The organism is Methyloversatilis thermotolerans, assembly GCF_000372885.1.
In the GTDB taxonomy this organism is placed as follows: domain Bacteria; phylum Pseudomonadota; class Gammaproteobacteria; order Burkholderiales; family Rhodocyclaceae; genus Methyloversatilis; species Methyloversatilis thermotolerans.
The window spans coordinates 686729-698821 of the sequence record NZ_KB889967.1; the positions used below are offsets into that span (position 1 = coordinate 686729).

8 protein-coding genes and 3 tRNA genes are annotated in these 12093 nt (G+C 65.5%); 7 read left to right on the forward strand and 4 right to left on the reverse strand.

The features are described from left to right. Position 1: 1 nt before the first annotated feature. From uvrC to A3Q7_RS20210, 6 genes are all read left to right on the forward strand, one after another. A complete protein-coding gene (gene uvrC / locus A3Q7_RS0102765; protein WP_018410329.1) occupies positions 2 to 1783 on the forward strand; it encodes an excinuclease ABC subunit UvrC in 1782 nt (593 codons plus the stop codon). A gap of 5 nt (positions 1784 to 1788) precedes the next feature. After that, positions 1789 to 2361 carry a CDP-diacylglycerol--glycerol-3-phosphate 3-phosphatidyltransferase gene (gene pgsA, locus A3Q7_RS0102770; RefSeq protein WP_018410330.1) on the forward strand — a complete coding sequence of 191 codons (573 nt, stop codon included), beginning with the start codon at positions 1789 to 1791 and terminating at the stop codon, positions 2359 to 2361. A 71-nt stretch (positions 2362 to 2432) separates the two neighbouring features. Further along, positions 2433 to 2508 (forward strand) — tRNA-Gly (locus A3Q7_RS0102775). A gap of 67 nt (positions 2509 to 2575) precedes the next feature. Beyond that, a tRNA-Cys gene (locus A3Q7_RS0102780) sits at positions 2576 to 2649 on the forward strand. A 31-nt stretch (positions 2650 to 2680) separates the two neighbouring features. Continuing rightward, a tRNA-Gly gene (locus tag A3Q7_RS0102785) sits at positions 2681 to 2756 on the forward strand. A gap of 131 nt (positions 2757 to 2887) precedes the next feature. Next, entirely contained in the window at positions 2888 to 4960 is a 2073-nt protein-coding gene (locus A3Q7_RS20210; RefSeq protein ID WP_232417785.1) for an extracellular solute-binding protein, read from the forward strand. Position 4961: 1 nt separating this feature from the next. Here the strand turns inward: A3Q7_RS20210 and A3Q7_RS0102795 are convergent, their stop codons facing one another. The 4 genes from A3Q7_RS0102795 to A3Q7_RS0102810 form a co-directional block, all read right to left on the reverse strand. Beyond that, complete coding sequence (locus A3Q7_RS0102795) at positions 4962 to 8693, reverse strand: response regulator (protein ID WP_018410331.1); 3732 nt, start codon at positions 8691 to 8693, stop codon at positions 4962 to 4964. Positions 8694 to 8812: 119 nt separating this feature from the next. After that, on the reverse strand, positions 8813 to 9907 hold the full coding sequence (locus tag A3Q7_RS0102800) for a calcium/sodium antiporter (protein WP_018410332.1): 1095 nt from the start codon (positions 9905 to 9907) through the stop codon (positions 8813 to 8815). After that, on the reverse strand, positions 9904 to 10455 hold the full coding sequence (locus A3Q7_RS0102805) for a DNA-deoxyinosine glycosylase (protein WP_018410333.1): 552 nt from the start codon (positions 10453 to 10455) through the stop codon (positions 9904 to 9906). The genes A3Q7_RS0102800 and A3Q7_RS0102805 overlap by 4 nt, the downstream gene beginning before the upstream one ends. Continuing rightward, on the reverse strand, positions 10455 to 11324 hold the full coding sequence (locus A3Q7_RS0102810) for a tetratricopeptide repeat protein (RefSeq protein ID WP_018410334.1): 870 nt from the start codon (positions 11322 to 11324) through the stop codon (positions 10455 to 10457). The genes A3Q7_RS0102805 and A3Q7_RS0102810 overlap by 1 nt, the downstream gene beginning before the upstream one ends. A 284-nt stretch (positions 11325 to 11608) precedes the next feature. Between A3Q7_RS0102810 and A3Q7_RS0102815 the strand changes: the two genes are divergently transcribed. Then, on the forward strand, positions 11609 to 12013 hold the full coding sequence (locus A3Q7_RS0102815) for a hypothetical protein (protein ID WP_051079154.1): 405 nt from the start codon (positions 11609 to 11611) through the stop codon (positions 12011 to 12013). Positions 12014 to 12093: the final 80 nt, after the last annotated feature.

The window sequence follows — 12093 nt, forward strand, 5'->3', positions numbered from 1 at the left end:
CATGAGTTTCGACGCCAAGGCCTTCCTGCCGACGGTGCCCGAGGATCCGGGCGTCTATCGCATGATGGGCGCCGAGGACGAGGTACTCTACGTCGGCAAGGCGAAGAACCTGCGGCGGCGCGTGTCCTCGTATTTCCAGCGCACGCAGTCCAGTCCACGCATTGCCATGATGGTGGCCCAGGTGGTGCGCGTGGACACCACGGTGGTGCGATCGGAAACCGAGGCGCTCATCCTCGAGAACAACCTGATCAAGAGCCTGCGGCCGAAGTACAACATCCTGTTCCGGGACGACAAGTCCTATCCCTACATCAAGCTGAGCAACGACCGCTTTCCGCGCATCGCCTTCTTCCGCGGCAGCGTCGGACGCGATGCGCGCTACTTCGGCCCGCTGCCCAATGCGTGGGCGGTGCGGGAGACGATACAACTGGTGCAGCGTGCCTTCCTGCTGCGTACCTGCGAGAACAGCGTGTTCAACAACCGTTCGCGCCCCTGCCTGCTGCACCAGATCCACCGCTGCTCCGCTCCTTGCGTGGACCTGATCGAGAAGGAGGACTACGACGAGGATGTGCGGCTCACCGCGCTGTTCCTGAACGGTCGTCACGGTGAAGTGATCGAGCGCCTGTCGGAACAGATGAATGCCGCTGCCGAGGCGCTCGCCTTCGAGAAGGCCGCGCAGATCCGGGACCAGATCCGGGCGCTCAATCGCGTGCTGCACAAGCAGTTCGCCGACAGCGCGCGCGACGAGGATCTGGACATCGTGGTGGCGATCGAGCGCGACGGCTCCGCCTGCGTCAATCACGCGATGGTGCGCGGCGGGCGCCACCTCGGTGATCACGCGCATTTTCCCGCGGCCGGGCAGGGCAGCGCGGCCGACATGCTGCTTGCTTTTGTCACGCAACACTACGCGGCCGGGAATGCGCCGAAACGCATCGTGGTGAACGTGCCGCCGGAGGCCGAAGATGGCGAAGCACCGCTGCCCGGTTCGACCCTGGCGCTGGCTCGCAACGAGCGCGAGCGGGCGTGGACCGACATCGCGTTGAAGAACGCGGAGATCGCGCTCACCACGCGCCTGGATGCGGGCGCCCGAGCCTCCCATCGCGTGCGGGCGCTGGTGGATGCGCTGGAGCTGGATATCGCGCCCGACCGGATCGAGTGCTTCGACATCAGTCACACCATGGGCGAAGCCACCGTGGCGTCCTGTGTCGTGTGGATGAATGGCGCCATGCGCAACAGCGAGTACCGCCGCTACAACATCGACGGCATCACGCCGGGCGACGACTATGCGGCGATGCGCCAGGTGCTCACCCGCCGCTACGAGAAGGTGGCCAACGGTGAGGGGGCACGACCCGACCTGGTGCTGATCGATGGCGGCAAGGGGCAACTCGGCATCGCCATCGAGGTGATGGCCGAACTGGGTCTCGATCTGCCGCTGGTAGGCGTGGCCAAGGGCGAGGAGCGCAAGATGGGGGCGGAGGAACTGATACGCCCCGGTGTCGAGACGCCGCTCGTGCTCGGACCGGAACATCCGGCGCTGCATCTGATTGCGGAAATCCGCGACGAGGCGCACCGCTTCGCGATTGCCGGCCATCGTGCCAAGCGCGCGAAGAAGCGGCTCACCTCCACGCTGGAGGACATTCCCGGCATCGGACCGGCCCGCCGCAAGCGACTGCTCACCACCTTCGGCGGACTGTCCGGTGTGCGCAATGCCACGGTAGAGGATCTGTGCCGGGTGGATGGCATCAGCCGCAAGCTCGCCGAACAGATACACCGGCAGTTAAACTAGGGTTCATGTTTACCCTTCCCACCGCGCTGACCTGGGCGCGCATCCTGCTGATTCCCCTGTTCGTCGGCGTGTTCTTCGTGCCCGATCACACCTTGTCGCTGCACGAAAAGAACGTGTTCGCGACCACCGTGTTCGTCGTCGCGGCGATCACCGACTGGCTGGATGGCTATCTCGCGCGTACGCTGAACCAGACGTCCTCCTTCGGCGCTTTCCTCGATCCGGTGGCGGACAAGCTCATGGTCGCGGCAGCACTCATCATGCTGGTCGAGCTGTCGCGCACAAGCACGGTGATCGCGCTCATCATCATCGGCCGCGAAATCACCATTTCCGCGCTGCGCGAATGGATGGCCAAGGTGGGCGCCTCGCGTAGCGTGGCGGTGTCCATGATCGGCAAGATCAAGACCACGGCGCAGATGATCGCGATACCCATGCTGCTGTATTTCGATCCGCTGTTCGGCATAGACATCGGCTTCATCGGCGGCAAGCTCATCTGGATCGCCGCGCTGCTCACCGTGTGGTCCATGGCCTACTACATGCGAAGGGCATGGCCCGAGCTGCGCGCGCGCAAGGAGGTCTGAAGGTACGGCGGCGATTTCTGCTGCGGACAGTTGACAGCTTTTCCGGCAGGCCTATAATGCGCGCCTGTCTTGCGGGAATAGCTCAGTTGGTAGAGCGCAACCTTGCCAAGGTTGAGGTCGCGAGTTCGAGCCTCGTTTCCCGCTCCAGGATACAGAAATGGGGAAGCTCAGCTTCCCCATTTTGCTTCACGGCCTGTTCTCCGGCCGTGCCTCTGGCGAGGTGGCAGAGTGGTCATGCAGCGGCCTGCAAAGCCGTGGACGCCGGTTCGATTCCGACCCTCGCCTCCAAGACAATCCGGTCGATGCCAGGCATCGATACGCGGGAATAGCTCAGTTGGTAGAGCGCAACCTTGCCAAGGTTGAGGTCGCGAGTTCGAGCCTCGTTTCCCGCTCCAACACCCTGAACGGCGAAGCTTGCGCTTCGCCGTTTTTCTTTTCCGGCACGCGCGGCGTGCCGCGACGCTGTACGCGTGCGCGCGGCGGGCATATGCTGCACATCCGGTCCGCCAACTGGAGAGCCGTTCCGGTGAGCTCCCCGTCGCAGCGTGTCACCCTGGAACCGCGGTGTTGCCGCTGGCTGCGCCGGCTTGGCGCACTCGCCATCCTGTGTCTGCCCGCAGCGCAGGCGTTGGCAGCCACGGTCAGGCTGGCTGCAGCCGAACAGCCTCCATACATCGGTCCGGCGCATCCGCGCGAAGGTTATGTCGCGGAACTGGTGCGCGCGGCGTTCGAACGGGTCGGCTATACGGTGGACATCCGCTTCTATCCGCCCGCCCGTGCGCGCAGCCTGGCCGCTTCCGGGCAGGTCGATGGCCTGCTTCCTGTTCCGCATGACGATGCGTTCACCCCGGAATTCGCATTGTCGGACCCGTTTCCTGGTGCCAGTGTCGGTCTGCTCAAGAAGCGTTCGCTGGACATCCACTACCCGCCCGATGCACCGGTGCGGCCGGCGGAAACGCTGCGCGGTCTTGCGAACCTGCGATTCGGTGCCGTGCGCGGCACCTCGGTTTGGTCTGCCTTCGACGCGGCGGCCTTCCTGAAGCGTGAATACGTGGATCAGGATCTGCAGAACCTGGACAAACTGGCGCTCGGGCGCATCGACCTGATGCTGGTCGACAAGTTCACCGCCAGCGATCTGATGATCCTGCACCGGCCGCATCTGATCGGTCAGCTCGATTTCATGCAGCCGCCGCTGTTCCGCAGCGATTTCCATATCGCATTCGCCAGGCGGGCACCGAATCACGAACGTCTGCGCGCCGATTTCAACCGCGGTCTGGCGGCTCTGGCGCGTGAAGGGCGCGTGGACGACATTCTTACCCGGCACGGGCTGAGCGCACGCGGTCCGGCGGCGGATGGACGCAAGGTGCTGACCGTGGCCACCGTGAACAACCCGGACATGCTGACGCTCAAGACGCTGGCTGCCGAATTCACGCGTCGCCACCCGGATGTGCGCATCGAGTGGCGCGTGCTTGACGAGACCTCGCTGCGCACCCGGCTCATGACCGATCTGGCGATTGCCGATGGCCAGTTCGACGTCATGACCATAGGTTCATACGAGGTGCCGCTGTGGGCGGCACGCGGATGGCTGGTGCCCTTCCGCGATCTGCCGCCGGCCTATCGCGAGGACGATCTCATCGCTCCGGTGCGCGAGAGCTTGCGTCATGACGGGGTATTGCATGCGCTGCCCTTCTATGCCGAAAGCACCATGACCTATTACCGGACCGACCTGTTCCGCCGCGCCGGGCTGACCATGCCAGCCCAGCCCAGCTATGCCGACATCGGACGGCTGGCTGCCCGTCTGCACGATCCGGCGGCCGGTGTTCACGGACTGTGCCTGAGGGGACGTCCGGGCTGGGGTGACAATGTCGCGGTGATCACCACCATGGTGAATACCTATGGTGGTCGCTGGTTCGACGATGCCTGGCAGCCGCAGCTGGACAGCCCCGAGTGGCGCGAGGCGGTGTCCACCTATGTGGATCTGTTGCGCCGCTACGGACCGCCGGATGCGCATCTGAACGGTTTTCCCGAAACGCTGGAACTGTTTGCGCGCGGACACTGTGCGATCTGGATCGATGCCACGGTGGCGGCCGGCAAGCTGTTCAACGCGAAGGAGTCCCGGGTGGCTGCTTCGCTCGGCTTCGCGCCGGCGCCGGTCGAGCGCGTGCGCGAAGGATCGAACTGGCTGTGGATATGGGCGCTCGCGATTCCGGCCTCGTCTCCCAACAAGGAACTCGCCCGACGTTTCATCGAGTGGGCGACCTCGCCCGAATATCCTTCGCTGGTCGCCGCGCAGGCTGGCTGGGTTGCGGTGCCGCCCGGCACACGGCTGACGGTGTACGACGCGCCGGCTTACCGTGCCGCCGCACCTTTTTCAGGTTTCGTCCGGCAGGCGATTGCGAGTGCATACACACAGTTGCCCGGGCGTCGTTACACCGGCGTGCAATGGGTGGGCATTCCTGAATTTCCGGCCATCGGCCATCGCGTCGGCACCGAAATCGCGCGTGCGCTGGTCGGAGAACAGGATGTCGATACGGCGCTGCGTGCGGCGCAGGCCGAGGTCGCGCGGCAGATGCGGGCGTCGGGCTACATCCGGCAATAGCCTAGATGCGGGTGTCCGGGTCTCCGGTCGGGGCTCGCAGTTGCGTCATCAGTGCCAGGGCGCTGTCGAAGTCGTAGCGCTCCATTGCGCGTGACATCTGCTTCAATGTCTGCCGTACTTCGGGCGTGCGAGGCCGCTCGAGCAGCGCCGACAACAATTCGGTCGATTCGCTGTCGTTGCTCTCCAGCAGTCCGTATAGCCGGGCGATGTCCTCTTCGGTCAGCGGTTCGGCCACGGATGATGCCGGGGGCCGAGCCAGTTCATTGCGCATGGCATCGAGCGTGCTGTCGAACAGGTCGTCGCCGGCTCGCAGAAGTCCGTTCAGGTCGACAGCCTCTGCTTGACGACATGCGTCCTCGACGCGGCGCAGAGCGACTGCGAGCCTGTTTGCGCCCAGCGCGGCAGCGCTGCCCCGGGCACGGTGGGCCAGACCGGCGAGCGCCTGCATGTCCCGGTGCGCGAGCGCCGTGCGCATGCGCGCGCGCAGATGGACGGATTCGTCGATGAACAGCGTGAGGGCACGACGATAGGTGGCTTCCGCGCCATTCAAGCGACGCAAAGCCCCGTCCCGATCGAGCAGCGGATCCACGTCGTCCGGCGCGCATGCGATGGAAGAGGCCACCGGCTCGGCGACTCCCGGTCGGTCGCCCAGCCAGCGGCACAGGGTGGCCATGAGAATGTCGACGTCCACCGGTTTGGTGATGTGATCACTCATGCCTGCCTGACGCGTCTGTTCGCGCTCCCACGGCATGGCGCCCGCCGTCATCGCGATGACCGGCAGTTCGCGCAGATGTTCGCGGCGACGGATTTCCCGCGTGGCATCCAGCCCGTTCATGACCGGCATCTGCACATCCATCAGCACGAGATCGAATCCGGTCGCATCCAGATGCCTGAGCGCCTCGGCTCCGTTATCCGCGACGACCACTTCCATGCCGACGGCCTGCAGGAGTTCGACACCGAGTTCCTGGTTGATCGGATTGTCCTCCACCAGAAGCACGCGTCGCCCTCTCAGGATGGCGACATCATCGGGGGCGGACGGAACGGGGGGCGCGCCCTGTCCTGCCGACTGCAGGCCGAAGGCGGTCACGATGGCGTCGTGCAAGGCCGAGGCGCTGGCGGGTTTGGTCAGCACACCGGCAATTTCGAGGCCGCGAGCCGCGTCCCGCATGTCGTCGGCACCGTAGGCGCTCACCATCAGGACTGCCGGCGGCAGCGGTGAGCGTGCGGACGATTGCATCCGGCGTACCAGTTCCACCCCATCCATGCCGGGCATTTTCCAGTCGCATACCAGCAGGTCGACCGCTGTGCCACTGTCCATCCGCTCCAGAGCCTGTTGTGCGCTGCTTGCGCGTATCGTGCGCAGCCCCAGGTGTTCGATGTCACGACACAGGATGTCCAGCGCCTCGCTGTTGTCGTCCACCACCAGAACCCGGGCGTCGCGCAGGGCCGGCGGCAGCACGCGGCGGTCGGCATCGGGAAGTTCCGCCGTAGCGAAACGGGCGACAAAGGTGAAGGTGGTGCCGACGCCCTCGCGGCTGCTCACCTGCAGGCGGCCATTCATCAGTTCGGCCAGTCGCCGGCTGATGGCCAGCCCCAGACCGGTGCCGCCGAAGCGCCGCGTGATCGAGCTGTCGCCCTGGGTGAAGGGCTGGAACAGCTTGTCCTGCTGCGCCCGGCTCATGCCTATGCCGGTATCGCGCACCGCGAAAGCCAGCAGCGCATGGCCGTCTTCCTGGTCCAGTCTGCGGCAGGACAGATGTACCGCGCCGCGCTCGGTGAACTTGATCGCATTGCCCACCAGATTGGTCAGTATCTGCCCCAGGCGCAGTGGGTCGCCGACCAGTACAGGTGGTACGTCTGGCGCCACGTCGAGCAGCAGATCGAGGCCCTTCTCTTCCGCGCGCAGCGCAACGACCGACAGCAGCGATTCGAATACCCGCTCCAGCCTGAACGACATGGATTCCAGAACGAGCTGGCCCGCTTCCACCTTGGAAAAGTCGAGGATGTCATTCAGGATGCCGAGCAGCGATATGGCCGAACCGTTGGCCTTGCCGATGTAATTGCGCTGGCGGGCATCCAGATCGGTCTGCAGCGCGAGCCGCGTCATGCCGATGATGGCGTTCATCGGCGTACGGATTTCGTGGCTCATGTTGGCGAGGAATTCGCTGCGCGCCTGTGCCGCGCCTTCCGCGGCCAGCTTGGCCGAAATCAGTGCCGCTTCGGCTTCCTTGCGCTGGGTGATGTCCATAGAGAATGCGATGCAATGATCGTTCTGGCCGGAGGAGGGCGGTCCGAAATAGATGCCCACTTCGACCGGCACCTCGCTACCGTCGCCCCGGCGCGCGATGGTTTCGATGCGGGCATGCCCCCGCTCGCGCAGTGCAGGCTCGAGCGCGGCGAGATCGTCGCCGGCGATGTCGATCAGCACATCGCCGACCCGGGTACCCAGCAGTTCCGCCCTCGATCGGCCATACAGCGCGCAGGCGCGATCGTTCACGTAGCTGAAGCGGCCGCTGGCCGCGTCTATCCACTGGATGGCCACGCCCGCGTGATCGAGTGCGAACTGGGTTTCCTCGAGGCGGCGATTGGTGCTTTCCAGTTCGGCGGTGCGGCTGGAGACCAGCTCCTCGAGGTGCTCCTGATGCTGCGCCAGTTCCTCTTCGGCACGCCTGCGATCGGTGATATCGCTCAATATGGTGATGTTTGGATCTTCCGACATCATGCCGCCGATCTCCACGATCTTTCGGCTGCCGTCCTTGCAGATGACCGAGTAGGGACGCGATTTCACGAGCCCTGCCGCAAGCGGTGCATCGGCCAGATCCTGCGCCCAGGTGCGTTGCACCTCCTCGCGGTACACCGGGTCCGGATAGGCGAGCCGGAACCAGGTTTCCGCATCCGGAATATCGTCCAGTGTGTAGCCGAAGGTCGCGACGAAGCTCTCGTTCAGATAGACGATGCGCCCGTTGCGTTCGAACAGGCTGATCGGCAGCGGCAGAAGCCGGATCACGCGCTGGAAGCGTTCGTTCGATGCCGCCAGTTCGGCATTGCGGGCTTCCAGTTGGGACACCATCGCATCCAGCGAACGCGTGAGACTGTGCAGTTCGCCCGCAAAGCGCAGGCTGCCGAGCTCGCGTTGCGAGCGTCCCTCGCGCGCGACTTCGTCGGCGTGCCGCTCCACTTCCCGCAGCGGTTGCAGCACCATGCGTTGCAGCGCGATGTACAGCGCCATGGTGAGCACCGCGTCGAGCGCCACGATGAACAGCACCAGGCTGACCAGCGTTCCACGCAGCTCCTGTTCGACATATTCCGGCGTGGCGATCACGCGGACCGTGCCTATCGGCTGCTCGCCCGACAGGATGGGCCGTTCGCGGACCCGCCACTTCGGGCTCTCCGCGACGCCGTCGACCGCTTGCGGTGCGCCATCGGCGGCCCGGGCGAACGCGAGGCGGGCGGTGTCCAGCTGTACCTCGACCCCGGCGATCGACCGATCCCGCATGCGGCTCTCCATGAGCTTGCGCACCTGTTCGTAGTCGAGGTTCCAGGCCGCCGGCACCAGTCCTACCGCAAGCTGTTCCACCGACATGTCCATCGCCTGCTCGAACTCGCGGAGCTCCGCTTCGCTGTAACTGCGGTAGAGCAGCGCACCCACCGCGGCAAGCAGCAGCGATACGGTCGTGACGATGAGAACGATGAGCAGACCGGCGATGGACGAGGGACGGCTCGACGGGCTCACACGGGCACTCCTGGAACGGCATCGGTCATGGATCGGCGACTCCGCACGGATTTGGCGCGGAGTATGCACCGCGATGGCTGTCGCGGTCCTGACAACCCTTTGCGCACTGCGGCAATGGCTCAGCCGGTGCTGCGCCGCCAGTGCCGGACGCTGATGAGCGCCAATGTCACCGCCGTGAGCGGCAGCACGATGGTTTTCATCACGAGAGCATAGTCGTGCAGCGCATCATGTTCCTTGGCGGCGAGGATCAGATAGAGGGTGTAGGCCACGTAATAGGCGAGGAACAGCCCGCCCTCCCAGCGCGCGATCAGATGGCCGGTGGCGAATATGGGCAGGCATGCGACACATACCGCCACCATGACCGGGATGTCGAAATTGAGCATGGCCGGCGCGAGCGAGAGTGCGTGCGGTGCCGCGACCGCGGAAAGTCCGAGCGCGCCGAGCAGGTTGAAGATATTGCTGCCGACGACGTTGCCTACCGCGATGTCGCGCTGGCCGCGCAGGGCCGCGGTGACCGATGCCGCCACCTCCGGCAGCGAGGTGCCGGCTGCGACCACGGTCAGACCGATCACCGCTTCGCTCATGCCCAGGTGACGGGCAAACACGATGGCGGCGTCGACCATGAAGTCGGAGCCGGCCACCAGCGCCGCCAGACCGATGACGATGAGGGCAAGCTGCACCGGCAGTCGGTCGTCCAGACCTCGGGTCCGGGAGGGCTCCGATGCGGGCCGATCAAGGTCTGTAGTGGTGTCGTCCGGACCGCCGTTCTGCCGCCGGCTCTGGACAATGAGGAAGGTGGTGTACGCGGCAAGCAGCACGCACAGCAGCAGACCCTCGCCGCGCGACAGTTCGCCGTCGAGTGTGAGACCAGCGAACAGCAGGGCGGCGCCTATCATGAGCGGGACTTCCTGACGTATCAGCTGCCTGTCTACCAGCAGCGGCGTGATCAATGCCGAAAGCCCCAGTATGAACAGCACGTTGAATACATTGCTGCCCACTACATTGGCGACCGCCATATCGGTCTTTCCGGACCATGCCGATTGCACCGATACCGCCATTTCCGGAGAACTGGTACCGAAGGCCACGATGGTCAAGCCGACGACCAGCGGCGAAATGCCGAAGGACAGTGCGAGACGGGAGGCGCCGTGCACCAGCATCTGGGCACCGACGATGAGCAGGGTGAGTCCGAGCGCAAACAGCAACAGGGTGATCATCGGGACGTCCAGCCGGGTTGGATGTGCGCTTCGACTGTCGATGCAAGGATGGGTTGCAGCGCAGCATGCCAGCGCTCGAGTTTGCCTGCCGCGCCCAGACTGGCGTGAGCGGGGCTGGTCGACGGCAGACGGATCTGGCGCAGCGCGCGCACATGGGGCGCGACGTCACGCCGGAACAGTCGTTCCGCCATCCCGCCATTGAAAGCCACCGCGGCGATCAGCGGATGTCGCTCGAGAAAGCGCTCGAAATCGTTGATCCGCGCACTGCGCAGATCGATATCGGCGTCCAGGCTGCCGCATCGCTGGCAGCTCTCCAGCACGTCCCACAGGGCAATGCCCGCATCCTTCAGCCGCTGCAGGCGATGTTCGTACGGCAGATCCGGGCTGGCACCGAACAAGGCGCCCGCGATGGGCCAGAACTGGTTGCGCGGATGCGCGTAATAGCGCCCGGCACTCAGGGAGGCCTCGCCCGGCATGGAACCCAGGATGAGTATGCGAGCGGTGGCCGGGTCGGCAACCGGCGGGAAGCTGGAAACGCGGTCCGCCATCAGCGGTTCAGCAGCGCAGCGAGCTCCCGCCGGAAGCGCCGCACCAGTTCGTGATCGGAGCCAAGCAAGGCGAACAGGTCGAGCAGGGCGCGACGGCCTGCGTCGTCCTCGAAGGCGCGATCCTGGCGCACCACTTCCAGCGCCTGCGCCATCGCACCTTCCCAGTCCTGGCGGGCGGCAAGCGCCGCCGACCAGGCAAGGCGGGCAGCCAGATCGCCGGGGTTGCGTGCAATGCGCGCCTCGTAGTCCTGCGCGTTCCCGGCCGGCTGACGGCGAGCCACCGCCAGGCGCGCGTACAGCGTGCCGATGCGCGCCGCATCGTGGCGTGGCTCGGGCAGCTTGTCCAGCGCGTCCTGCGCCTCGTCCAGGCGGCCCAGCGCAATCAGCGCTTCGACACGCCCCAGGCGGGCGGGCTCGAAGCCGGCATCCAGGGCGAGCGCGACGTCGCCCATGGCCAGTGCGGCCTCTGCATCCCCGCGTGCCAGGGCTGCCTGCATTTCGTCACATGCTGGCTGGGCAGGCGAGGGCAGCAGCGCCTCCATGAAGTCGTGCAGTTCGCGTTCCGGCAGCACGCCGGTGAATTCATCCACCACCACGCCGCCCACGAAGGCCTTCACGTTGGGAATGCCGCGTACGCCGAAACGCCGTGCCAGTTCCGGATTGTCGTCCGAGTTGATCTTTGCCAGCCGCATGCGCCCGGCGAAAGAGGCGGCCAGCGCTTCCAGCTTCGGAGTCAGGGCGCGGCAGGGCTGGCACCAGGGCGCCCAGAAATCGACCAGAACGGGTACGCGCCGCGAAACGTCGATCACGTCGCGCTGGAAGTTGGTCAGGTTGACCTCGATGACATCGGGCATGGAGGCATCGGACATGCAGGCAGTGCTCCCGGGTGCGTGGAGGGGGGGGCTTTCCGCGAAGCAGATGCGGAAAGCGCGCACATCGTAGTGCGAATTCCGGCCCTCGCGCCAGCGGGCCGCGCATTGTCCCCGAGTGCGGGAACAGTCCTACCGCGACGCCGCGCAGCGACTACAGGAGCGCGTGACCGGCATCGCTAAGCTTCACATCACCGGCTGTCGGCATGCAGCCAGCGCATCGCCGACAACCCCCACCGGTGCGGCCGGGAACCGCATGGCCGCGCCAGCTCAAGGAGACCGCCATGAAGAAGAGGAAAGCCCTGTTCAACGCACTGTGTTCCATCTGCCTGTCAACATTGACCCTGCCGGCGGCCGCGGCCGACCAGGAAGATGTGATCGAGGCGCGTGCCGAGGCGACGTACGATGCCGCGCGCAAGAACATCGACCTGGACTACAAGGCCGCCATGGATCGTTGTGACAAGCTCGATGGCGACGCCGAGAATGTATGTGAGAAGGAGGCTGAGGCCGCGCGCAAGAATGCGCTGGCGGATGCCAAGGTGGCGCTGAAAACGGAAAAGGCGCGCGCCGAACAGGTCGAGGAACGCAACGAAGCCGAGTTGGCGGCGGCCCAGGCACGCTGCGAGTCGCTCGAAGGGTCGGCGCGCAAGGCCTGCATGAAGGACGCCGAACTGAAATACGACGATTGAGCGGCTGGGCGAGAGGAATCTTCCGGAGGGGCGGAAGTGGCGCCGGCGCCTGACGCGTTTGGGACGAGGGGCGACGCCCA